Consider the following 22,309-nt stretch of genomic DNA (forward strand, 5'->3'; position numbering starts at 1 on the left):
CCCCAGCATGGAGTTTGAATCAGAAATTCCTCCAATTGGGAATCCCGATTCCGCTAAAAAACAACACGCTCTAGCGCTTACGCGCGAACCGACCTCCCCTTTTCAAGGGGAGGTGAGCCGAAGCCGCAAGCGATTGTGGATTTTACGCAGCCTCGAAGTCGAGATCGGCCCACACCGGCACGTGGTCTGACGGTTTTTCCCAAGCGCGGACGTAGCTGTCGACCCCGACATGGGTCAGCCGGTCGCTGGCTTGGGGCGACATCAAGAGGTGGTCGATCCGCAGGCCCCAGTTCTTCTGCCAAGCCCCAGCCTGATAGTCCCAGAACGTGTACTGGCCAGGCGCGTCGGTGACGGCGCGCAGCGCATCGGTCAGGCCGAGGCCGAGCAGGGACTGGAATGCTTCACGGGTGGTCGGACGGAATAGGGCGTCTTCCACCCAGGCCGGCGGGTTGTAGACGTCCGAGGCTGCCGGGATCACGTTGAAGTCGCCGGCAAGGATCAGCGGCTCTTCCGCTTTAAGTCGCTCCCGCGAGTAATCAAGAAGTCGCGACATCCATTTGAGCTTGTAGGGATATTTGTCGCTGTTCGCCGGGTTGCCATTGGGCAGATAGAGGCAGGCGATCCTGAGCACGCCATGCTTGTGGGTGACCACGCCTTCGAGGAAGCGTGCGTGCGCGTCTTCGTCATCGCCGGCGAGGCCCGACTTGGTCTCGTCGAACGGCAGCTTGGAGAGCAAGGCGACGCCGTTGAAGGTCTTCTGCCCATGCGTGACGACGTTATAGCCGAGCGATTCAATCTCCAGCCGCGGAAACGCTTCGTCGGTGCATTTGATTTCCTGCAGGCAGACGATGTCAGGGGAGCACTCCTTCAGCCAGGTGAGGAGAAGCTCGAGCCGCTGCCGGATCGAATTGACGTTCCAGGTGGCGATGCGAAGTCCCATTCGAAGTCCTCTATTTTTACGAGACCAAGCGTTTCCGCATCTCGATGTGCGGGATGCCGACCTCGTCGAATTCCTCGCCGACCCGCTCGAACCCGACGCGCGTGTAGAACGGCTCGGCGTGTGTTTGCGCGTTAAGGATCAGTTCGGGATAGCCGAGTTCGACCGCCTTGGCCATCAGCGCGTCCAGCACTCGGGCGCCCATGCCCGTGCCGCGCGCCGCCTTGAGCACGGCCATGCGGCCGATATGGCAGTCGGGCAGCAGCCGGCCCGTGGCCACGGGTGTGCCGTCCTCGGCAAACGCCAGCGCGTGCCAGCTCGGCGCGTCCATATCGTCCCACTCCAGTGCCTCCGGCACGCCTTGCCCTTCGACGAAGACGCCGTAGCGGATGGCACGGGCGCGTTCGCGGGCTTCTTCCCAGGTGCAGACAAGGACGGAGGCGGACATGAGGCAGCGATGCGGAAAGCTCATTGAAGGGGTGAAATGATACGGCCCGTTTGCCGCCCGCAAGGTCGCGGTCGCCATTCTGGCACATTTGCGGAATCGCGACGGGGCGGCGGCGCGTGCCGTATCACCTAATAGTCGCAATTTCGGCCGTTGGCATACCATCAGCCGCTCGGCTGTGATAACCATTTAAGGATTAATGGCGCAAAATGCGCTGTCGAGGGGCAGGCAGGGGCAGGATTGGGTCGTCACGGCCGTTGCGGGCCGGCGGACGAGCAAAAGGCATGAAGAAACGTAATTTGATTCTCGTTGCAGGCGTCATCGGCATCGCTGCCGTCGCCGCCTACGCCACCCGCTCTTCGTGGCTCGCCGGTGGCGGCGCAAACGCGCAGGCGCCGCAGCGGCCGCGCCCGGTTTCGGTCGAGCTCGCCAAGGCGGAGCGTCGGTCGGTGCCGGTCGATGTCGACGCCATCGGAACCGTGACGCCGATTGCCAGCGTGGCGCTGAAGTCACGGCTGGAGACCACGATCATTGGCGTGCATTTCGAGGACGGCGCCAAGGTCAATGAGGGCGACCTGCTGTTCACGCTCGACGCGCGGCAAATCGACGCCCAGATCGAGCAGGCGGAGGGCGTGCTGGCCAGGGACCAGGCCCAGCTCGAGGGCGCGCAGCGCGATCTGCGCCGCTACAACGATCTCGTCGCGAAGGGCGCGACCACCCAGGTCAATGTCGACAATGCCAAGACCCAGTCCGACATCCTGATCGGCACCATCAAGGCCGACCAGTCGGCACTGGAAAATTTGCGGGTCCAGAAAAGCTACACTGTCATCCGCGCGCCGTTCGCGGGCCGCATCAGCGCCGCCAATGTGAAGGTCGGCAATTTCGTGCGCCCCGCCGACACCCAGCCGCTCGCCACCATCAACCAGATGGCGCCGGTCTACGTCACTTTCGCGATCCCGCAGCGCGTGCTGGTCGACCTCCGCGACGCGATGGCGAAAGGCGATTCCAAGGTGATCGCGACCGTTCCCGGGCACAAGCGCTCGGAAGATGGCAAGGTCGCGATGGTCGAGAACACCGTGGACTCGACCACGGGCATGGTGACCGTCCGCGGCATCATGGACAATGGAAACGAGACCCTGTGGCCGGGCATCCTGGTGCAGACCAAGCTGATCATCCGTAACGAGGATGCCGTGGTGGTCCCGACAGTCGCGGTCCAGCGCAGCCAGAACGGCAACTATGTCTTCGCCGTGAAGGACGGCGTGGCCAAGGTCATGCCGGTCAAGGTCGACCGCACCTTCGGCGGTTTCTCTGTCATCGCCGAGGGGCTCTCCGGCGGCGAAGATGTCGTCGTCGACGGCCAGCTTCTGTTGTCGGACGGCACGCGGGCAGAGCCGCGCGCCCGCAAGGCCGGGGCGTGAGCGATGTCACTGCCCGAACTTTGCATCCGGCGACCGGTGATGACGACGCTGATCACCGCGGCGCTCATCGCCTTTGGCATTTTCGGCTTCCGCCTGTTGCCGGTCTCGGCGTTGCCGAAAGTCGATTTTCCAACCATTGCGGTAACTGCTACGCTGCCGGGCGCGAGCGCCGACACCATGGCGGCCTCCGTCGCCGGCATCATCGAGCGGCAGCTCTCGACCATTGCCGGCATCTCCTCGATGTCCTCGAACTCCTCGCAGGGCACGAGCGTCATCACCATCCAGTTCGATCTGAACCGCAACATCGACGCCGCGGCGCTCGACGTGCAGACCGCGCTGACGATCGCGCAGCGCCGGTTACCGATCGAGATGACGACACCACCCAGCTTCCGCAAGGTGAACCCGGCGGACTTCCCGGTTCTCTTCATCTCGCTGAATTCGGCGACACTGCCACTCTCGACCGTCAACGAGTATGGCGACATCACTATCGGCCAGGCACTATCGCAGCTTCCGGGCATCGCCCAGGTCCTGATCTATGGCGCGCAGAAATTCGCGATCCGGGTCCAGGCCGATCCTGTCGCCGCGGCGGCGCGCGGGGTGTCGCTCGAGGACATCAGGTCCGCGGTGTCGCGCGCCAATTCCTCGACCCCCGTCGGAACGCTGAACGGGCCGAAGCAGGACGTCGCGCTGCAGGCCTCCGGCCAAATGGACAAGGCGGCTGACTACCGCCAGATCTATGTCGCCTGGCGCAACGGTTCGCCGGTTAGACTCGACGAGATCGCAAAGGTCTATGACAGCGTCGAGAACGACAAGGTCGCGACCTGGCTGAACGACGAGCGCGCGATCGTGCTCGCGATCCAGAAGCAGCCCGACGCCAACACGGTTGCGGTGGTCGATTCCGTGCTGGCGAAGCTGCCGGCACTGCGGGCCTCGATCCCGCCTTCCGTGACCATGCAGGTGATGATGGACCGCTCGGTCTCGATCCGGCAGGCGGTCAGCGACGTCGAGGAAACCCTGCTGATCGCGATCGGGCTGGTCATCCTGGTGATCTTCCTGTTCCTGCGGTCGCTGTGGGCCACCTTCATTCCGGCGCTCGCGGTCCCTATCTCCCTGCTCGGCACGTTCGCGGCGATGTATGCGCTGGACTACTCCGTCAACAACATGACGCTGCTGGCGCTGACATTATCGGTCGGCTTTGTGGTCGACGACGCCATCGTGATGCTGGAAAACATCGTCCGCCACATCGAGCGCGGCATGCGACCGTTCGAGGCGGCACTGAAGGGCGCGCGCGAGATCGGCTTCACCATCATCTCGATCACCTTCTCGCTGATCGCCGTGTTCATCCCGGTGCTCCTGATGGGCGGCATCGTCGGCCGCGTATTCCGCGAATTCGCGGTGACGATCTCGGTCGCGATCATCGTGTCCGGGTTCGTCTCGCTGACCTTGACGCCGATGCTGTGCGCGCGCGTGCTGCGGGCTCATGACGAGACCAAGCGCCCGAATGTCGTGCTGCGGGCGTTCGAGGCGATGTTCGATGCCTTGCTGCGGGCCTACGAATGGGCGCTCGACTGGGTGCTGGCGAAAAAGGCGCTGATGCTCGCCGTCACCTTGGCGACGCTCGCCGGCACCTTCTATCTCTACATGATCGTGCCGAAGGGCTTCTTTCCGCAGGAGGACACCGGCTTCCTGATCGGCGTTACCGAGGCCGCAACCGACACCTCGTTCGAAGCGATGAAGGTGCGCCAGCAGGCGCTGGTCGACGTGCTTCGGACTGACCCTGCGGTCGATTACGTCAACTCGACCGTCGGTTCCGGCGGGCCCAACCCGACCGCGAATTACGGCCGCCTGTTCATCGCGCTGAAGCCGCAGAAGGAGCGCGACAACGCTAGCGTCGTGATCGGGCGGCTGCGCCAGAAGGCCCGCGCCATCCCGGGCATGCAGGCATTCTTCCAGAGCGTCCAGAACCTCAACATCGGCGGCCGCGTCTCCAAGAGCCAGTATCAATACGTGCTGCAGAGCGGCGATACCGAGTCGCTGTACCGGATCGCGCCCGACATGCGCGACAAGATCGAGAAGATCCCGGGCCTGCTCGACGTCACCACCGATCTCTACATCAAGAACCCGCAGATGACGGTCGACATCGACCGCGAGAAGGCCGCGGTCTACGGCGTCACCGTCGATCAGGTGCGCAACCAGCTCTACAACGCCTACGGGGCGCGCCAGGTCGGCACCATCTACATGCCCTCCAATGACTACCAGATCATCCTGGAGGTGCAGCCGGAGTTCCGCGTCGATCCGTCCAATCTGTCCAAGCTCTACATGAAGACCGGGAGCGGCCAGACCATTCCGCTGGATGCGGTCGCAAGGCTGGTGCCATCGGTCGGGCCGTTGCAGATCAACCACCAGGGTCAGCAACCGGCGGTGACGATCTCGTTCAATCTCGCGCCCGGCACTTCGCTGGGCTATGCAGTCGACCAGATCACGGCGCTGGAGCAGAGCTCGAACCTGCCGGCGACGATCGCGACCGGCTTCTCAGGCACCGCGCAGGTGTTCCAGGATTCACTGCGCGGGCAGGGCGTCTTGATCCTCGCCGCGGTGTTCGCGGCTTTCGTGATCCTCGGCATTCTCTACGAGAGCTTCATCCATCCGATCACGATCATCTCCGGCCTGCCGTCGGCCGGTATCGGCGCGATCCTCACGCTGATGCTGTTCAACATGGAGCTGTCGGTGATCGCGATGATCGGCATCGTGATGCTGGTCGGCATCGTCAAGAAGAACGCAATCATGATGGTCGACTTCGCGCTCGAGCGTCGTCGCGTGGGCTTGAGCGCCGAACACGCGATCCGCGAGGCCGCGCTCTTGCGTTTCCGCCCGATCATGATGACGACGTTTGCCGCGATCTTCGGCACGCTGCCGATCGCGCTCGGCGCGGGCGCGGGCGCCGAGTTGCGCCAGCCACTCGGCGTGGCCGTGGTCGGCGGACTCTGCGTCTCGCAACTGCTGACGCTGTTCATCACACCGGTGATCTATATCTATCTCGACCGCATCGACCGTCGGCTGCGCCGCAAGCTCGAGCCGCAGGAGGAAGGTGGCGAGGATCGGCCGCACGTGGTGGCGGCGGAGTGACGATGCCTGCCCGTGCAATGTGGACGGCGGGATTTGCCGCCGTCGCGTGGCTCGCAACGATCGGCGCACCCACCCGCGCGGCCGAGCCGATCGAGATCTTCGACGCGCATCTGCACTACAATTGGGAGCCGACGCCCACCTACAAGCTCGATGAAGTGCTGGCGCTGTTCAGGAAGCACCGCATCACCGGCATCATCGCGACCAGCCGTCCCAATACCGGGACGCATGCGCTGGTCGATGCCAAGGCTGATGGCGTCGAGGTGGTGCCGTTCCTCCGGCCCTACCGCGTGCGTGCCGACATCCAGACCTGGTTCGGCGATCCGACGATCTTCGACCTCGTGCAGGAGGAGTTCAAGCGCGGCTATTATCGCGGTATCGGCGAATTTCATTTGTCCGGCAAAGCGGCCGATACCGAGTGGGTGAAGAAGACCGTCGATTTCGCCGTCGACCAGGATCTCTATTTGCACGCGCATGCCGATCAGGAAGCCGTCGAGATCCTGATGCGGCATAGTCCGCGCGCCAGGATCATCTGGGCGCATACCGGCTTTGGGCTGCCGACCGATCGCGTCGCCGCGATGCTCGGTAAATATCCGAACCTGTGGGGCGAGCTGTCCTATCGCGGCGGCATCGTCGACGGGGCAGGGAAGCTGACGGCGGAATGGCGAGGGCTGTTCGAGCGCTACCCCGACCGTTTCCTGCTCGGCTCCGACACCTGGGTACCGGAACGCTGGGCAAGCTATGGCGACTATGGCGACATCATGGCCGGCTACCGCGCCTGGCTCGCTCAGCTACCGCCCGATATCGCCGCAAAGATCGCGCACGGCAACGCGCGGGCGCTGTTCGCCAGCCGCTAGAGCTTTCGGTTCTGATTGAATCAGAACCGAAAGCTCTAGATTCTAGTTTTGACGCGTTTTCTTCACGCGAACCGGTATCCACTTCGCTCGAAAACGCTCTCAGAGCGAAAAATCAGATCGAGAAGCTGGTGCCGCAGCCGCAGGAGGCGGTCGCGTTCGGATTCACCACGCGGAAGGACGCGCCGATCAGATCGTCGACAAAATCGACCTCGGACCCCGCCAGGAACGGCGCGGACGCCGAATCGACCAGCACCACCGCCTCTTCACGGGAGATCACGAGATCGTCTTCCGCCTTGGCGCGGTCGACGTCGAACTTGTACTGGAAGCCGGAGCAGCCGCCGCCTTCGACCGAAATGCGCAGCATCGCACCGTCACCCTCGCTCTTGAGGATTTGACCAATCCGATGGGCGGCCCGCTCGGTGATGGTGACGGAATCAGTCATGGCAAGCTCCGAAGCCTTGTTTGAGCATGATCTTTGCGGACCATGTTCGCAACGTCATACCCATTTCATTTGGTATCCCGCGCTCACCATAGTTAAGTGCGGACGGAAGCGGAATCAAATGGATAAGGACTAAAAAACCGTGTCGGTCGGAATGGCTGCCCCCCGCGCGCCCTATGCCTGCGACCCCGATCGCAGCCGCGGGCGGCTGTTCGCGGAGGCCCCGAGCAAGACCCGCAGCGCCTTCCGCCGGGATTGCGACCGCGTGATCCATTCCACCGCGTTCCGGCGGCTGAAGTACAAGACCCAGGTCTTCGTGTTCCACGAGGGCGACCACTACCGTACGCGGCTGACACATTCGCTGGAAGTCGCGCAGATCGCCCGTGCGCTCGCCCGCCAACTCGGGCTGGACGAGGACCTGACGGAAACCTTGGCGCTGGCGCACGACCTCGGACACCCGCCGTTCGGCCATGCCGGCGAGCGGGCATTGGACAGGTGCCTGAAACCCCATGGCGGCTTCGATCACAATGCGCAGACGCTGCGCATGGTTACCGCGCTGGAGCACCGCTATCCGGAATTCGATGGGCTCAATCTGACCTGGGAATCGCTCGAGGGCATCGTCAAGCACAACGGCCCGCTGACCGAGCGCGACGGTGCGCCGGCCGGACGCTACCGCGAGACAGGCGGCATCCCCATCGGTATTTCCGAGTACAACAAGACCTACGACCTGGAGCTATGGAGTTTTGCTTCGCTCGAAGCCCAGGTCGCGGCCTTCGCCGACGACATCGCCTACGATGCCCACGACATCGATGACGGCCTGCGTGCGGGGCTGTTCAAGGTCGACGAGCTCAAGGTGATGCCGTTGACCGCCGAGATCATCGCGGCAATCGACCGGCACTATCCGGCTCTCGACGAAGTCCGGCGTGGCGCGGAACTGGTGCGTGAATTGATCTCGCATTTCATCAGCGCGGTCTTCGCGGAGGCGAGCCGGCGGCTCGAGGCTGCGCAGCCGCAATCCGCTCACGATGTGCGTCGTCACAATGGGCCGCTGATTGCGTTTCCGCCGGTCGTGGCCCAGGAGGAGGCGGAGATCAAGGCCTTCCTCTGGCAGCGGATGTACCGCCACCAGCGGGTGATGCGGGTGATGGACGAGGCCGAACAGATCGTGTTCGACCTGTTCGCGCGCTACCGGCAATCCCCGGACGACCTGCCGCCCGAGTGGGTGGAGGGTAGGGAGGCGGAAACCGACGCGGAACGCGCCAGGCGGATCGGTAATTTCATTGCCGGGATGACCGACCGCTACGCCCTGATCGAGCATAACAGGCTTTTTGACTCGACCCCGGATTTGCGTTAGGCGGCGCTTATGGCCGACAAACCTGCTTCTCCGCACCTTTTTGCCGATGTGCTCGTGCGCGTGCACGCGATCTGTGCCGCGCTCGCGGCTGAGGACCAATGGCCCGAAGGCGTCGATTTCTCGCGCGTTGTGGTCGAGCCGCCGCGCGAGGCCAGCCATGGCGACATGGCGACCAACGCCGCAATGGTGCTCGCCAAGGAAGCCAAGGCCAAGCCGCGCGATCTCGCCGAGAAGATCGCAGCCAAATTGCGCGCCGACGAGCTTGTGGCGTCCGTCGAGGTCGCCGGCCCCGGTTTCATCAACCTGACCCTCAAGCCGCACGTCTGGATCGGCGCGCTGCGCACGATCCTGCGCGAGGGGGTGGGCTTTGGCTACAGCGCGATAGGCGGTAACGAAAAGGTCAATGTCGAGTACGTCTCGGCCAACCCCACCGGACCGATGCATGTCGGCCATTGCCGTGGCGCGGTGTTCGGCGACGCGCTTTGCAGCCTGCTGCAGTTCGCAGGGTTCGACGTCACGCGCGAATATTACATCAACGACGCCGGTGCTCAGGTCGACGTGCTCGCACGCTCGGCCTATCTGCGTTACCGCGAGGCGCTCGGCGAGGACATCGGCGCGATCCCGGAAGGGCTTTATCCTGGCGACTATTTGAAGCCGGTCGGGCAGGCGCTTGCCAAGGAATACGGCGACAAGCTGCTTTCGATGCGCGAGGCCGCCTGGCTGCCGGTCGTGCGCGACAAGGCGATCGCGATGATGATGGCCGAGATCAAGGACGATCTCGCCGCGCTTAGCATCAAGCATGACGTGTTCTTCTCCGAGCGCTCGCTGATCGACACCGGCAACAACAAGGTCGCCGAGACCATCGATTTCCTGCGCGACAAAGGCGACATCTACGAGGGGCGTCTGCCGCCGCCGAAAGGCAAGCCGGTCGAGGACTACGAGGACCGCGAGCAGACGCTGTTTCGCGCCACCGCCTATGGCGACGATGTCGATCGGCCGCTGATCAAGTCGGACGGCTCCTACACCTATTTCGCGTCCGACATCGCCAATCATCGCAACAAGTTCGAGCGCGGCTTTCACAATCTGATCGATGTGTTCGGTGCCGATCATGGCGGCTACGTCAAGCGCATGCAGGCGGCTGTGAAGGCCGTGAGCGCGGGCAAGGCGGAACTCGACGTGAAGATCGTGCAGCTCGTCCGGCTGCTGCGTGACGGCGAGCCGGTGAAGATGTCGAAGCGCGCCGGCGAGTTCGTCACGCTGCGCGAAGTCGTCGACGAGGTCGGCTCGGACGCGGTGCGTTTCATGATGCTGTTCCGCAAGAACGATGCGGTGCTCGATTTCGATCTCGCCAAGGTGATCGAGCAGACCAAGGACAATGCCGTGTTCTACGTCCAGTACGGACACGCTCGCGGCCACTCGGTTTTCCGTAACGCGCGGCAGGAGGTATTACCCGACCTCCCGGACGAGGACGGCGCGCGGCGGGACTATCTTGCAGGGGCGGCGCTGGAGCGGCTGTCCGATCCGGCGGAACTCAGCCTCCTCAAGCAGTTGGCGCTCTATCCGCGCATGATCGAGGCAGCGGCCGTCGCACATGAGCCGCACCGGATCGCTTTTTATCTGTATGACTTGGCCAGCGAGTTCCACGCGCTTTGGAACAAAGGGGGCGATCTGCCCTATTTACGCTTCATTATGAATAATGATGCAGAGATCACAAGGGCGCGACTGGCAATGGTTCAGGGCGTCGTCTCGGTTCTGGCATCGGGTCTAGCTGTTCTAGGCGTCCACGCCCCAACCGAGATGCGGTAGCAGCAGGGGCGAAGCCTCTCGCGATGGGGATCGTGGGGGTACTTGGCAGGGACCAACTCGTTCGCACCAGGAAGTTGCAGGCGACTTGGCGCTGTCCCGAAGGGGATGCAAGATCACGATGGCTGATCGATATCAAAACCGAACTTTTCCCGCCGACCTCGACTATGATCGCGGCAGCAATGCCGCGGGTCGGGCCGAAAGCGACCCGTTGGCCGAACTGGCGCGGCTGATCGGGCAGGCCGATCCGTTTGCCGCCAATCCGCCCAAGCCGCAGCCGGCGCCGCATCCTCTGCAGCCAGCGTCGCGTCCGCTGCAGTCGCGGGCCAATGTTCGCCCGCAGACCTATCAGCCGCAGGCTGAGGATGAGGAGGTGGACCTGCCGGCCAGCCCACCGCCCTGGATGCAGCGCGCTCGCCATGAGGTCGCGCCACCGCAGCAATATGCTGCGCCGTCGCAGGACTATGCTGGGCCGTCGGAGGACTACGAAGAGCCGGATCTTCACCCGAGCGCCGTGCACCCGGTGCACCGCTACACCGCGCAGCACGCCGCGGCGCCGATGCCGACGCCGGAATATCGCACGCCGGTGCCGGAATATCGCGAGGAGTTGCCGCTCGATGAGCCCGCGCAGCAGCTCGATCCGTCGCGCTACGACGATGCACTCTATGGCCAGATCGAAGCCGGCGGGCAGGATTTTCAGCGCGAAGCGGCGTATCCCGACGACCCCTACGCATATCAGAACGACGCTTACGAGGACGAGGAGCCTCCGCCGCGCAGGCGCTCCAGCGGACTGATGACGGTTGGAGCCGTGCTCGCGCTCGCGGTGGTGGGCACGGGCGCAGCCTTTGCCTACCGGACCTATGTCGGCTCGCCCCGCAGTGGCGAACCGCCGATCATCAAGGCCGACAACAGTCCGACCAAGATCATGTCGCAGCCTGACGGTGCCGGCAAGGCGCCAGACCGCATCGCGTCCGGCGACGGCACGGAAAAGCTCATCTCGCGCGAGGAGACGCCGGTCGACGTCACCTCCAATACCGGTCCCCGCGTGGTGTTTCCGCCGTTGAACCAAAATGCCAACCCGCCGCCGGTGGCGAGCGTCGCTCCGTCGGCAGCTTCGCCGATGACCACGAGCGGGACGCTGCCGAACAATGAGCCGCGACGGATCCGGACGCTTTCGGTCAAGGGCGACGCGACAGATGCCGGCGTACCGGGATCGGCCCCGCCTCCGCCAGCCAAGCCCGCGCCTGTCACGCGGACGGCATCTGCGAACCCGTCACACGGCAATCCGGCCTCCGCCAATGCGAGCGCCAACACGCCGATGTCGCTGGCGCCCGGCGCACCTCAGCCCGATCCGGCGCCGACCCGGGTCGCTTCGACCAATCCGACGGCCACCGTAAGCAGCGGAGGGTACGTCGTTCAGGTCTCCTCGCAACGAAACGAGGCGGATGCGCAGTCCTCCTACAAGGCGCTGCAGGGCAAGTATCCAAGCGTGCTCGGCTCGCAGTCGCTGGTCGTGAAGCGCGTCGATCTCGGCGAGAAGGGTGTGTACTACCGGGCGTTTGCCGGTCCGTTCAGCTCCCTGGATCAGGCGACGCAGGTTTGCAGCAGCCTGAAGGCCGCCGGCGGGCCGCAGTGCCTCATCCAAAGGAATTAACGGCGGTTTCCTTGACGCTCAGGATACATGCGGCCTAATCGGCCGCATGGTAAACCGAGCATTCATCACCGGCGTATCCGGATTTGAGCTGACCGATGCCGAGCGCGAGTTCATTCGCGCCGAGCGGCCATGGGGCTTCATCTTATTCAAACGGAACGTCGAAACTCCCGACCAAGTATCTGCACTTGTTCGTGAATGCCGCTCCGTCGCAGGTCAAGCCGACGCGCCGGTCCTGATCGACCAAGAGGGCGGCCGAGTGCAGCGGCTTGGACCGCCCCATTGGCCCGTTTATCCCGCTGGAGCGGCGTTTGGAGCGCTGTACGATCGCGATTCGCAGCTCGGGCTTGCCGCGGCGCGGCTCAGCGCGAGGCTGATTGCCGCCGATTTGGGCGCTCTCGGGATCACCGTCGACTGCCTGCCGCTGGCGGATGTGCCGGTTGAGGGCGCCGACGCCGTGATCGGCAACCGCGCCTATGGAACCAATCCGGCCAAGGTGGCCGCCATCGCCCGCGCCGTTACCGACGGACTGGAGCAGGGTGGTATTTTACCGGTACTGAAACATATACCAGGTCATGGACGGGCCACGGCGGACACCCATTTCCGGCTGCCGACCGTTGATACGGCGAGGTCCGAGCTGGAACGGACCGACTTTGCGGCGTTCCGGCCGCTTGCGGACCTGCCGATGGCGATGACTGCACATGTTGTGTTTAGCGCGCTGGACTCCGCCCAACCGGCGACGACTTCTGCGACAATCATCCAACAGGTGATTCGCGACGGTATCGGGTTCCAGGGTTTGTTAATGAGTGATGACGTGTCGATGAACGCGCTCTCGGGATCGATCGCAGAGCGGACCCGGGCGATCATCAGCGCAGGCTGCGACATGGTCCTGCACTGCAACGGCAAGCTCGACGAGATGCGCGAAGTTGCGCGCGAGGCGCCGGAACTGACCGGCGAGGCGCTGCAGCGCGCCAAGCGCGCGCTGGCAGCACGGAAACCGCCGCTTCCGTTCGACCGGCTGGCGGCACGGGCCGAGCTGGATGCCTTGATAGGACAAGTAGGTACGGCATGACCGCAGAAATTCTGTCGTTTGAGACCGGCCGGCCGGCTGAAGTCAGCGAGGACGAGCCGGCCCTGGTGGTCGACGTCGGCGGCTATGAGGGCCCGCTCGACCTCCTGCTGACGCTCGCGCGGCAACAAAAGGTCGACCTGGCCAAGATCTCGATCCTGGCGCTCGCCGACCAGTACCTGCAGTTCATCGAGGCGGCGCGGAAGATCCGGCTGGAGCTTGCCGCCGATTATCTGGTCATGGCGGCCTGGCTCGCCTACTTGAAATCACGACTGCTGTTGCCGGAGCCGCCGGCGGCGGAAGGGCCGAGCGCCGAGGAGATGGCGACCGCGCTCGCCAACCGGCTGCGGCGGCTTGAGGCGATTCGGGAAGCGGCGAACCGGCTGATGAACCGGCCGCAGTTCCAGCGCGATATCTTTCCGCGCGGCAATCCGGAGTCGATCGCCGAGATCAAGCATCCCAAGTTCACAGCGACGCTCTACGACCTGCTCACGGCCTACGCCACGCAGCGCCAGCAGCGGGTATTGGCCAGCGTACATCTGGCCAAGCGCACGGTGTGGTCGCTCTCCGAGGCGCGTGCCTCGCTGGAACGGCTGGTTGGTGCGGCCGATAGCGAGAACTGGAGCTGCCTCGACGAGTACCTGATGAACTACGTCGTCGAACCGTCGCAGCGGGCGACCGTGTTCGCGTCGAGTTTCGCTGCCGCGCTGGAATTGGTGCGGGAAGGCGAGATGGAACTGAACCAGAGCCGAGCGTTTGCGCCGCTCTATTTTCGTAAGCGTTTGCCGCAAGTGCCCGGTGCCACCGCGCCGGACCTTACGGCCGAGTAAGTGGAAGAAGGAGACCGAGCCATGGCAAGCCTGGCGGAAAAGCGCATGGAAGATGCCGAGGAGCACGTCACCGATCCGCAGGCGCGGCCCGAGGAGTTGCGGGTTCTGGAAGCCCTGCTGTTTGCCTCCGCCGAGCCGATCGACCAGGCCACCTTAGCCAAGCGCATGCCCGAGGGCGTCGACGTCAAGGCTGCGCTGGCGCAACTGCAGGCGGAATACGCCCCGCGCGGGGTCAATCTGGTGCGCGTTGCCAACAAATGGACCTTCCGCACCGCAGGCGATCTGGCCTGGCTGATGACGCGCGAGACCACAGAGACGAAAAAACTGTCGCGCGCGGCGATCGAGGTGCTGGCGATCGTTGCCTATCACCAGCCGGTGACCCGCGCCGAGATCGAGGAGATCCGTGGCGTGGTCACCTCCAAGGGCACGCTCGACGTGCTCCTGGAAACCGGTTGGATCCGCCCCCGCGGGCGCCGCAAGACGCCGGGACGGCCGCTCACCTTCGGCACGACGGAAGCGTTCCTCTCGCAGTTCAGCCTGGAGGCGCTCGGCGACCTGCCGGGTCTCGACGAACTGAAGGGAACCGGTCTCTTGGATTCGCGCCTGCCCTCCGGCTTCAATGTTCCGACGCCATCGGACGATCCGACGCTTCGTGAGGACGAGGATCCCCTCGAGCCCGGCGACAATCTGGAACTGTTCCTGGCGCCGGTTGCCGAGCCCGAGGAGGGCAGTGGCAAGGATTCGGACGCAGAGGGCGCCAGCAAGGATTCGGACTCAGAGGGCGCCGCCAAGGATTCGGATTCAGAGGGCGGTGGCGCTTCAGAGGATGATGGCAAGGAATCAGCCTAACCTCCGCAGCCGGAACGCCGTAGCTTAACGGTAGCAATATTGCGTAGCCGCGACAGCGATTTGCCGCGGCTTGAGTCCTTGTTTTTGACGCCCCGCGGGCCTACTTTCCGCTCGAAGCTTAGGCCGGTGCGCCGGTCGTCTTTGGAGGGTTTGCAGGATGGGTTCGCTTAGCATTTGGCACTGGATCGTGGTGATCGCAGTGGTCCTGCTGCTGTTTGGTCGCGGCAAGATTTCCGACCTGATGGGCGATGTTGCGCAGGGGATCAAGGCCTTCAAGAAGGGCATGCAGGACGATGACAAGACTGCAGAAAAGCCCGCCGAGCCGGTGAAGACCATCGATCACAACGCGGCGCCGTCGGCAGCGCGGTCGGACGTCGGCAGCAAGGCCGTCTAAGTTAGACGTCCCGTTGAGAAAAACCGCGCGCGCCCCCAAATCCTGTTAGAAGGGCGGGGGCCAGTTGCGCGTGAGCGGAATCTTTCATGTTCGATATCGGGTGGAGTGAACTGCTCGTCATCGCGGTCGTCGCGCTGATCGCCATCGGCCCGAAAGAGCTCCCCGGCGTGCTGCGGATGGTGGGCCAGTGGATGGGCAAGGCGCGCCGGATGGCCGCCGAATTCCAGGGCCAGTTCCAGGAGGCCATGCGCGAGGCCGAGATGGCCGATCTCAAGAAGAGCTTCGACGAAGTCAAGGAAGCCGCCACGGGCTTTACCAGCAATAACGTCATGACGTCGCTGCAGAAGGACGTCAATGACGCCATGCAGATCGGCGACATCGAGAAGCCCCCGGAGGTCAAGCCTGCGGATGCGCCGGCCGCTCTGCCGCCGGCATCGGAAAGTGATACGCCGGTCATTCCAACGACGCCGGCAGCGCCCACGCCGGAGACCTTTGTCGAAGCCGAGGCGCACGCGGCGGCAAACGAGCCGCTCGCGATCGTCAAAGAAGCTGAACCGGCAGCGCCGCAGGACACGCCTGAGGTGCCCGACACGCAAAAGACCGCGAAAGCGTCATGAGCGCCGAAGACATCGAAGCCAGCAAGGCGCCGTTGATGGACCACTTGATCGAGCTGCGCTCGCGGCTGATCAAGGCACTGCTCGGATTCGGCGTGGCGTTCCTCTTCTGCTTCTTCTTCGCCAAGCAGATCTACAACGTGTTGGTGTGGCCGTTCGTCTGGGTCGCGGGGCCGGATAATTCGAAATTCATCTACACCGCGCTGCTGGAATATTTCGTCACCCAGCTCAAGCTTGCGCTGTTCGGCGCCGGCTTCATCTCATTCCCGATCGTCGCGACCCAGATCTACAAGTTCGTGGCGCCCGGCCTTTATCGGCACGAGCGCAACGCGTTCCTGCCGTATCTGATCGCCACTCCCGTGTTCTTCGTGGCTGGCGCGATGCTGGTCTATTTCGTGGTGTTGCCGATGCTGGTGCGGTTCTCGCTCGGCATGCAGCAGATGGGCGGCGCGGAGACGGCGCAGATCCAGCTCCTGCCGAAGGTCGGCGAGTATCTGTCGCTGATGATGTCGCTGATCTTCGCCTTCGGCATCGCATTCCAGCTTCCGGTGATCCTGACGCTGCTCGGCCGTATCGGCATCGTGACGTCGAAGATGCTGCGCGAGAAGCGGCGCTATTTCATCGTCATCGCTTTCATCATTGCCGCGGTCCTGACCCCGCCGGACGTGCTGAGCCAGGCCTCGCTCGCGATCCCATTGCTGGCGCTCTATGAGGGCGCGATCATCGCCGTGCGGATGGTGGAAAAGAAGGCAGCCGCCTCCCAAGCCTCGACCGGCGGCACACCCAACGCCGCCAATCCGGCGGAGTAGGGCGTTATTCGTCATGCCCGGGCTTGTCCCGGGCATCCACGTCTTTTACAGACCGTGCAATCGAGGCGTGGATGGCCGGGACAAGCCCGGCCATGACGTAGGAATGTGGTCATGCACGACATCAAAGCGATCCGCGACAACCCCGAAGCTTTCGACGCCGCAATGAGCCGGCGCGGCTTTGCGCCCCTGTCGCCGTCGCTGCTGGCAATCGACGAGAGGCGCCGTGCGGCAATTCTGGCGTCCGAGCAGGCGCAGGCGCGGCGCAATGCGGCGTCCAAGGAGATTGGCGAAGCCAAGAAGGCGAAGGACGAGGCGCGCGCGGCCAAGCTGATGGCTGAAGTCGCCGACCTCAAGACCTCGCTGCCGGAGCTCGAGGCCGCCGCAAAAGTTGCCGATGAGGAGCTGAACACGCAACTCGCCGCGCTTCCGAACCTGCCGGCACAGGATGTGCCTGATGGCGTCGACGAGCACGGCAACGTGCAGCACCACGTATTCGGCGCACCGCGGCAGTACGGCTTCGCGCCGAAGCCGCATGACGATCTCGGCGGCGCTCTCGGCTACATGGATTTCGAGGCGGCCGCGAAATTGTCGGGCGCACGCTTCGTCGTGCTGAAGAAGGGATTGGCGCGGTTGGAGCGGGCGATCGGGCAATTCATGCTCGACCTGCACACCAATGAGCACGGCTACACCGAAATCAATCCGCCGCTGCTGGTGCGCAATGAGGTGATGTTCGGCACCGGGCAATTGCCGAAATTCGAAGACGATCAGTTCTGGGCGATCAAGGGCGAACTGCTGACGGCGGGTGAAGAGCGGCTGAAGAGCGAACGTCTTGGATTGATCCCGACCGCCGAGGTCTCGCTGACCAACTTGGTCCGCGAATCCATCGTCGACGAAAAAGAGCTGCCGATGCGGCTGACCGCGCTCACGCCGTGCTTCCGCGCCGAAGCGGGCGCTGCTGGCCGCGACACGCGCGGCATGATCCGCCAGCACCAGTTCACCAAGGTCGAGCTGGTCTCGATCACGACGCCGGAGACCAGCCGCGACGAACATGAGCGCATGCTGGCCTGCGCCGAGGAAGTGCTGCGTCAGCTCGATCTGCATTATCGCGTGATGACGCTGTGCGCCGGCGATATGGGCTTTTCCGCGCAGAAGACCTACGACATCGAAGTCTGGATGCCGGGACAATTTTCAGGTCAGGGTGACGGTGGCGCCTATCGCGAAATCTCGAGCTGTTCGGTCTGCGGCGATTTCCAGGCCCGGCGAATGGATGCGCGCTATCGCGCCGGCGATGGCAAGCCGCGCTTCGTGCATACGCTGAACGGCTCCGGCACCGCGGTCGGCCGAGCGCTGATCGCCGTGATGGAAAACTATCAGCAGCAGGACGGCTCGATTGCCGTTCCCGACGTGCTGCAGCCCTATATGGGCGGCTTGAAAGTGATCGAGCACGACAAGTGAAGTGAATCTGCAAGATGGCGCTGCATCGCGACATCTACTGGATCGGACGGCAATGGGCCGTCACCGGTTTCGGGATGCAGCTCATCGATCAAAGGCACGAGGGAAAGTTCGATATCGAGATCGCGAGGCTCTGGGACGAGGGGCTCGCGGGCGATCTGGGCGCGCAGAAATGGTTCGATCCGGTCGATTTCGGCAAAGGGCTTTGGGTCGCGCGGCAGCGCCACACGAAACCGCCGGCACCCGCTCAGGTCGACGTGGCGCCCGACGCGCCGGTCGCCGGGAAAGCGGAGGTTGCAACGGCTGGTGCCGTTGAGCCGCCACCGCGGAAAACCACTGGATCTCAGCTTCGGATCGCCGGCAGCGCCAAATTCCTGCGTCCCTGGCGAGTCCGGATGAAGCAGTAACAACCCGCAAGTCACCGGGTTTGCCTCTGCGGCGTTTGCCGGTTAAGACCTTTGGCAAGACAGGCGATCGAACAGGGCATTTTGACGGATGCGAATTCTCTGCACCAATGATGACGGCATCCACGCGCCCGGGTTGAAGGTCGTCGAGCAGATCGCGCGCGCTTTGTCCGACGATGTCTGGGTCGTGGCGCCCGAGCTCGACCAGTCCGGCGTATCGCATTCGCTGTCGCTGAACGATCCCTTGCGGCTGCGCGAGATCGGCCCGCGGCACTTCGCCGTCAGGGGTACGCCGACGGACTGCGTGATCATGGGCGCACGCCATATCCTCGGGGCCAAACTGCCGGATCTCGTGCTGTCGGGCGTCAACAAGGGCCGCAACGTCGCCGAGGACGTGGTCTATTCCGGCACCATCGCCGGCGCGCTCGAGGGCACCATTCTGGGCCTGCCGTCGTTCGCGCTGTCGCAGGAATTCAGCATCGAGACCCGTGAAAAGCCGCTCTGGGACACCGCGCTGCAATTCGGCCCCGACATCGTGCGCAGGGTGATGGATGCCGGCATCCCGAAGAACACGGTGATCAATGTCAATTTTCCGGCCTGCGTGCCTGACGACGTCAAGGGCATCCGCGTCACCCGGCAGGGTAAGCGCAATCTCGGTTTCCTGAAGATCGACGAGCGCCGCGACGGCCGCGGCAATCCATATTTCTGGATCGGCTTTGAGCGCACGGCGATGATGGATACGCCCGCGGAAGGCACCGATCTCGCGGCGCTCAGGGCGCACTACGTGTCGGTGACACCGCTGCGGCTTGACCGCACCGATGAAGCGTTTTCGGAAACGCTGACATCGACGTTGAAATAGGGTTCGCAGCTTCGTAGCCCGGATGAAGCGAAGCGCAATCCGGCGCCGGCGTATCCATGCGCGAGGGATTCCCGGATTACGCTTCGCTTCATCCGGGCTACGGATTCGATGCTAAACCGGCGCGCTCTTCAGCGTGCTGTCGATCAGTTGGGCGAGCGTTTCAAGCTGGAACGGCTTCTGCAGCGCGGGCCGATCGCGGTATTCCTCCGGCAGGCCTGACGAGCCATATCCGGTCGCGAAAATGAAGGGGCGGTTGCGGGCGTTGATCAATTCGGCGACGGGCGTGATTACCTTGCCGTTGACATTGACGTCGAGGATCGCGAGGTCGAACTCAGTCGATTGCGCGAGCTTGACCGCTTCTGAAATTTCCCCGGCCTCGGCCGCCACGCTGTGACCCAGCTCTTCCAGCATGTCGGCGACCATCATCCGGATCATGACCTCGTCCTCGACGAGAAACACAGAACAGCCCTCAGGCCGTGCGGTAGTCATGTCGGAATCCTTGCCTGTCCCTGCGCCACGTTCGCAAATATCTTCCGCAGGCGCAACGTAAACGTTCGCACTCATGCTCGCCCTCACAGAGCCTCGATCATGCGTCGTTGCCGATCATATGGGTAATAAAAATACTTGCTCGCCAACGCCGCGCCATGGCTATGGTTCCGGGGAGGGAACGCGATCGTGAGGGAAATTTTCCTCAACGCGGGATTTCGAGTTGGTGTGGCATTAATCGGTTAGGATCGTGCTCGGCAACCGTGCCGCGCAGCAAGCTTACGAGACCCGCTATGGCCAGCACATCTGAGCCGCCCGAGAAAATGATGTTTCAGCTCGCGCTGCGGCGGCGCGGCATCAGCGACCAGTCGGTGCTTCGTGCGATGGAGGAGGTGCCGCGTGAGCGGTTTGTCGCGGCCAATGACCGCGACCATGCTTACCGCGACAGCGCGCTCGGCATTGCCTGCGGGCAGACCATCAGCCAGCCCTTCGTGGTCGCCTACATGACCGAACAGCTCCAACTCAACCGGGAGCACCGGGTGCTCGAGATCGGCACCGGCTCCGGCTACCATGCCGCGGTCCTCTCGCGGCTGTGCAAGCATGTGCTGACCATCGAGCGCTATCGGACATTGGCCGATACGGCCCGCCAGCGGCTGGAGAAGCTCGGCTACTACAATATCGAGGTCATGCTTGGCGACGGCTTCGACGTGCCTGCCGGGGGCGGCGATTTCGACCGCATCATCGTCACCGCCGCGATGGAGCAAATTCCGGAGAAGCTTTTGCAGCGGCTCGAGGTCGGCGGCATCCTGATCGCGCCGGTCGGTCCACACCATGGTACCCAGACCTTGGTGCGGGTGACCAGGACCGAGACCGGCTTCGAGCGCAAGGAACTGGTCGATGTGCGCTTCGTGCCGGCCCTGCCGGGCGTGGCGCGGGAACTGTAGAGTCTGGGGATTGCTGCCTCGCGCCAATACCTTATTCCGAAGGTTAAGCGGTTATTTACTCGGTACGTGTTTACTCAAAACAGTATTTTGTTGCGTACGAGTGAGTAACCATGTCCGCTCTTGTCGAGTTGCTTCGCTCGCGCCGCGTCCCGCAGGTGACGGTGCTGGCGCTGATGTCGGTCGGTTTTGCCGGGTGCAGCGGCGACATGTCGACGCGCTTCTCGCAAAACTCCTATTCCAGCAATCCTTTCGCCTTCGAGCCCCAGGCGACCGGCTCTGTGCCGCAGCAGCCGGTCGAGCGGCGTGAGTTGCCGCAATATGCGCGGCCGCAATCGCCCTATTCGCAGTCCCAGCCCTATCAGTCCCAGCCGCTGCCGCCGCCGGTTGCTGCGCCGCAATCCTATCCGGTCTCGAACTCCGGCGTATCAGGGGGCGGGCGGGGCGTGGCATCCTATGCGCCGCCACAACAACCGCCGCGCCTTGAGGCGCCCCAGCAGCAGCGTCTCGAGACGACTGCCGCCGTGCCGCAGTCGGTGGCGCGCGCGCCCGCAGGCCATGGCGGCACTACGATCATCGTCGGCACCAGCGATACGCTGGAAGTGCTGTCGAAGCGCTACAACGTCTCGACAGCCGAGATCCTGCGCGCCAACGGCTACAAAGGGCCGCGCGCGCTGTCGCCCGGCCAGCAGCTTGTCATCCCGCGTCCGGCTGCCGTTGCGGCGGCGCCGGCACCTGCCGTGGCGCCGCCGGCAAGCAAGCCGGTCGCGGTCGCAGCCACGGTCGGAGGCGTCCATTACGTCAACAAGGGCGACACGCTGCACAGCATCGCGCGCCAGCATCACGTCTCGCCGGCCGAGCTTGCCAAGGCCAACCATCTCGATCAGTCGGCCAGGCTCAGCCTAGGCATGAAGCTGACGGTCCCGGGCGCCAAGACCGCTGCGGCCGCGCCCACGGCGCCGGCAGTTGCGCCGGCTCCCGCTGCCGCGCCAGCCGCTCCGGCACCGAAGGTGGTTGCGACCGCCCAGCCGCAAAGCGCCCGGCTGGTTCAGCCCGCGGCGAATGTCGAACAGCCTGCTCCGGCCGCGGAACCGGTGGCGGTCAAGCCGAGCGAGACCACGAGCTCGTTGCCGACCTTCCGCTGGCCGGCCCGCGGCAAGGTGATCACCGGCTACGGCGCCAAGACCAACGGCAAATCCAATGACGGCATCAACCTCGCGGTGCCCGAGGGCACGCCGGTGAAGGCCGCCGAGGATGGCGTGGTCGCCTATTCCGGCAACGAATTGAAGGGCTATGGCAACCTGGTCCTGGTGCGGCACTCGAACGGCTACGTCACCGCTTATGCCCATGCCAGTGAGCTGCTGGTGAAGCGCGGTGATACGATCAAGCGCGGGCAGGTGATCGCCAAGTCGGGCCAGTCGGGAGAGGTGAGCTCGCCGCAGCTTCACTTCGAGATCCGCAAGGGATCATCGCCGGTCGATCCGCTGCAATTCCTCAACGGCGCGTGAGGCCGTCTTCGTCATTGCCGGGCTTGACCCGGCAATCCATCTTTGAACAAAGCGCTTTTGTGAAGAT

Annotated in this window: 21 protein-coding genes; 17 read left to right on the forward strand and 4 right to left on the reverse strand. The window is 64.0% G+C overall.

The genetic code is table 11. The annotated features are described in order from the left end of the window. Window positions 1-142: 142 nt before the first annotated feature. Window positions 143-940: an exodeoxyribonuclease III gene (gene xth / locus ACZXDY_RS31845; protein WP_464348242.1), complete on the reverse strand. Its 798-nt coding sequence runs from the start codon at window positions 938-940 to the stop codon at window positions 143-145. A gap of 16 nt (window positions 941-956) precedes the next feature. Next, window positions 957-1,463: a GNAT family N-acetyltransferase gene (locus ACZXDY_RS31850; protein WP_464348243.1), complete on the reverse strand. Its 507-nt coding sequence runs from the start codon at window positions 1,461-1,463 to the stop codon at window positions 957-959. A 203-nt stretch (window positions 1,464-1,666) separates the two neighbouring features. On the opposite strand from ACZXDY_RS31850, the gene ACZXDY_RS31855 reads away from it, so the two are divergent. The 3 genes from ACZXDY_RS31855 to ACZXDY_RS31865 are packed head-to-tail and all read left to right on the forward strand — an operon-like array spanning window position 1,667 to window position 6,780. Then, the gene (locus ACZXDY_RS31855; protein ID WP_464348244.1) at window positions 1,667-2,800 is read left to right on the forward strand and encodes an efflux RND transporter periplasmic adaptor subunit; all 1,134 of its coding nucleotides are present in this window, start codon (window positions 1,667-1,669) and stop codon (window positions 2,798-2,800) included. A 3-nt stretch (window positions 2,801-2,803) separates the two neighbouring features. Then, window positions 2,804-5,926 carry an efflux RND transporter permease subunit gene (locus ACZXDY_RS31860; RefSeq protein WP_464348245.1) on the forward strand — a complete coding sequence of 1,041 codons (3,123 nt, stop codon included), beginning with the start codon at window positions 2,804-2,806 and terminating at the stop codon, window positions 5,924-5,926. A 2-nt stretch (window positions 5,927-5,928) separates the two neighbouring features. Continuing rightward, entirely contained in the window at window positions 5,929-6,780 is an 852-nt protein-coding gene (locus ACZXDY_RS31865; protein WP_464348246.1) for an amidohydrolase family protein, read from the forward strand. 112 nt (window positions 6,781-6,892) lie between these two features. Here ACZXDY_RS31865 and erpA read toward each other — a convergent pair whose 3' ends face one another. Continuing rightward, window positions 6,893-7,222 (reverse strand): iron-sulfur cluster insertion protein ErpA, encoded by a 330-nt coding sequence (erpA, locus tag ACZXDY_RS31870; RefSeq protein WP_130226383.1) that lies wholly within the window; start codon window positions 7,220-7,222, stop codon window positions 6,893-6,895. A gap of 139 nt (window positions 7,223-7,361) precedes the next feature. On the opposite strand from erpA, the gene ACZXDY_RS31875 reads away from it, so the two are divergent. The 12 genes from ACZXDY_RS31875 to surE all read left to right on the forward strand — a co-directional run bounded on the left by ACZXDY_RS31875 (window position 7,362) and on the right by surE (window position 19,307). Further along, on the forward strand, window positions 7,362-8,573 hold the full coding sequence (locus tag ACZXDY_RS31875) for a deoxyguanosinetriphosphate triphosphohydrolase (RefSeq protein WP_464348247.1): 1,212 nt from the start codon (window positions 7,362-7,364) through the stop codon (window positions 8,571-8,573). Window positions 8,574-8,582: 9 nt separating this feature from the next. Next, the gene (argS, locus tag ACZXDY_RS31880; RefSeq protein WP_464348248.1) at window positions 8,583-10,379 is read left to right on the forward strand and encodes an arginine--tRNA ligase; all 1,797 of its coding nucleotides are present in this window, start codon (window positions 8,583-8,585) and stop codon (window positions 10,377-10,379) included. A gap of 118 nt (window positions 10,380-10,497) precedes the next feature. Then, entirely contained in the window at window positions 10,498-12,030 is a 1,533-nt protein-coding gene (locus ACZXDY_RS31885) for an SPOR domain-containing protein (RefSeq protein ID WP_464348249.1), read from the forward strand. Window positions 12,031-12,076: 46 nt separating this feature from the next. Next, window positions 12,077-13,099: a beta-N-acetylhexosaminidase gene (gene nagZ, locus ACZXDY_RS31890; protein ID WP_464348250.1), complete on the forward strand. Its 1,023-nt coding sequence runs from the start codon at window positions 12,077-12,079 to the stop codon at window positions 13,097-13,099. Continuing rightward, a complete protein-coding gene (locus ACZXDY_RS31895) occupies window positions 13,096-13,926 on the forward strand; it encodes a segregation and condensation protein A (RefSeq protein WP_455997429.1) in 831 nt (276 codons plus the stop codon). The genes nagZ and ACZXDY_RS31895 overlap by 4 nt, the downstream gene beginning before the upstream one ends. Window positions 13,927-13,947: 21 nt before the next feature. Continuing rightward, window positions 13,948-14,775: an SMC-Scp complex subunit ScpB gene (gene scpB, locus ACZXDY_RS31900; RefSeq protein WP_051396879.1), complete on the forward strand. Its 828-nt coding sequence runs from the start codon at window positions 13,948-13,950 to the stop codon at window positions 14,773-14,775. Between the two features lie 157 nt (window positions 14,776-14,932). Beyond that, entirely contained in the window at window positions 14,933-15,169 is a 237-nt protein-coding gene (locus tag ACZXDY_RS31905; protein WP_028165598.1) for a twin-arginine translocase TatA/TatE family subunit, read from the forward strand. An 86-nt stretch (window positions 15,170-15,255) separates the two neighbouring features. Continuing rightward, on the forward strand, window positions 15,256-15,786 hold the full coding sequence (gene tatB, locus ACZXDY_RS31910; RefSeq protein WP_464348251.1) for a Sec-independent protein translocase protein TatB: 531 nt from the start codon (window positions 15,256-15,258) through the stop codon (window positions 15,784-15,786). Then, complete coding sequence (tatC, locus tag ACZXDY_RS31915) at window positions 15,783-16,592, forward strand: twin-arginine translocase subunit TatC (protein ID WP_028165596.1); 810 nt, start codon at window positions 15,783-15,785, stop codon at window positions 16,590-16,592. Before tatB ends, tatC begins: the two co-directional genes overlap by 4 nt. 111 nt (window positions 16,593-16,703) lie before the next feature. Further along, the gene (serS, locus tag ACZXDY_RS31920) at window positions 16,704-18,047 is read left to right on the forward strand and encodes a serine--tRNA ligase (protein ID WP_028165595.1); all 1,344 of its coding nucleotides are present in this window, start codon (window positions 16,704-16,706) and stop codon (window positions 18,045-18,047) included. Window positions 18,048-18,061: 14 nt separating this feature from the next. Next, window positions 18,062-18,451, forward strand: coding sequence for a hypothetical protein (locus tag ACZXDY_RS31925; protein ID WP_464348252.1), 390 nt, complete (start codon window positions 18,062-18,064; stop codon window positions 18,449-18,451). An 88-nt stretch (window positions 18,452-18,539) separates the two neighbouring features. Beyond that, window positions 18,540-19,307, forward strand: coding sequence for a 5'/3'-nucleotidase SurE (gene surE, locus ACZXDY_RS31930; protein ID WP_028165593.1), 768 nt, complete (start codon window positions 18,540-18,542; stop codon window positions 19,305-19,307). A 111-nt stretch (window positions 19,308-19,418) separates the two neighbouring features. Here surE and ACZXDY_RS31935 read toward each other — a convergent pair whose 3' ends face one another. After that, window positions 19,419-19,796: a response regulator gene (locus ACZXDY_RS31935; RefSeq protein ID WP_028165592.1), complete on the reverse strand. Its 378-nt coding sequence runs from the start codon at window positions 19,794-19,796 to the stop codon at window positions 19,419-19,421. Window positions 19,797-20,086: 290 nt separating this feature from the next. Here ACZXDY_RS31935 and ACZXDY_RS31940 point away from each other — a divergent pair, with 290 nt between their 5' ends. Together ACZXDY_RS31940 and ACZXDY_RS31945 are read left to right on the forward strand one after the other, a co-directional pair. Next, on the forward strand, window positions 20,087-20,737 hold the full coding sequence (locus ACZXDY_RS31940) for a protein-L-isoaspartate(D-aspartate) O-methyltransferase (protein WP_028165591.1): 651 nt from the start codon (window positions 20,087-20,089) through the stop codon (window positions 20,735-20,737). 110 nt (window positions 20,738-20,847) lie between these two features. Continuing rightward, window positions 20,848-22,242, forward strand: a complete 1,395-nt coding sequence (locus ACZXDY_RS31945; RefSeq protein ID WP_464348253.1) for a peptidoglycan DD-metalloendopeptidase family protein — start codon at window positions 20,848-20,850, stop codon at window positions 22,240-22,242. The last annotated feature ends 67 nt before the right edge of the window (window positions 22,243-22,309 follow it).

It is taken from the genome of Bradyrhizobium sp. LeoB3 (assembly GCF_055456055.1).

Bases quoted from the DNA above. Each gene is read 5' to 3' on its own strand.
- xth (WP_464348242.1), bottom strand. From the start codon at position 940: ATGGGACTTCGCATCGCCACCTGGAACGTCAATTCGATCCGGCAGCGG.
- ACZXDY_RS31885 (WP_464348249.1), top strand. From the start codon at position 10,498: ATGGCTGATCGATATCAAAACCGAACTTTTCCCGCCGACCTCGACTAT.
- ACZXDY_RS31945 (WP_464348253.1), top strand. From the start codon at position 20,848: ATGTCCGCTCTTGTCGAGTTGCTTCGCTCGCGCCGCGTCCCGCAGGTG.
- ACZXDY_RS31905 (WP_028165598.1), top strand. From the start codon at position 14,933: ATGGGTTCGCTTAGCATTTGGCACTGGATCGTGGTGATCGCAGTGGTC.
- ACZXDY_RS31850 (WP_464348243.1), bottom strand. From the start codon at position 1,463: ATGGCGACCGCGACCTTGCGGGCGGCAAACGGGCCGTATCATTTCACC.
- argS (WP_464348248.1), top strand. From the start codon at position 8,583: ATGGCCGACAAACCTGCTTCTCCGCACCTTTTTGCCGATGTGCTCGTG.
- ACZXDY_RS31865 (WP_464348246.1), top strand. From the start codon at position 5,929: ATGCCTGCCCGTGCAATGTGGACGGCGGGATTTGCCGCCGTCGCGTGG.
- scpB (WP_051396879.1), top strand. From the start codon at position 13,948: ATGGCAAGCCTGGCGGAAAAGCGCATGGAAGATGCCGAGGAGCACGTC.
- ACZXDY_RS31860 (WP_464348245.1), top strand. From the start codon at position 2,804: ATGTCACTGCCCGAACTTTGCATCCGGCGACCGGTGATGACGACGCTG.
- ACZXDY_RS31940 (WP_028165591.1), top strand. From the start codon at position 20,087: ATGGCCAGCACATCTGAGCCGCCCGAGAAAATGATGTTTCAGCTCGCG.
- nagZ (WP_464348250.1), top strand. From the start codon at position 12,077: ATGGTAAACCGAGCATTCATCACCGGCGTATCCGGATTTGAGCTGACC.
- serS (WP_028165595.1), top strand. From the start codon at position 16,704: ATGCACGACATCAAAGCGATCCGCGACAACCCCGAAGCTTTCGACGCC.
- surE (WP_028165593.1), top strand. From the start codon at position 18,540: ATGCGAATTCTCTGCACCAATGATGACGGCATCCACGCGCCCGGGTTG.
- ACZXDY_RS31935 (WP_028165592.1), bottom strand. From the start codon at position 19,796: ATGACTACCGCACGGCCTGAGGGCTGTTCTGTGTTTCTCGTCGAGGAC.
- erpA (WP_130226383.1), bottom strand. From the start codon at position 7,222: ATGACTGATTCCGTCACCATCACCGAGCGGGCCGCCCATCGGATTGGT.
- ACZXDY_RS31855 (WP_464348244.1), top strand. From the start codon at position 1,667: ATGAAGAAACGTAATTTGATTCTCGTTGCAGGCGTCATCGGCATCGCT.
- ACZXDY_RS31895 (WP_455997429.1), top strand. From the start codon at position 13,096: ATGACCGCAGAAATTCTGTCGTTTGAGACCGGCCGGCCGGCTGAAGTC.
- tatB (WP_464348251.1), top strand. From the start codon at position 15,256: ATGTTCGATATCGGGTGGAGTGAACTGCTCGTCATCGCGGTCGTCGCG.
- tatC (WP_028165596.1), top strand. From the start codon at position 15,783: ATGAGCGCCGAAGACATCGAAGCCAGCAAGGCGCCGTTGATGGACCAC.
- ACZXDY_RS31925 (WP_464348252.1), top strand. From the start codon at position 18,062: ATGGCGCTGCATCGCGACATCTACTGGATCGGACGGCAATGGGCCGTC.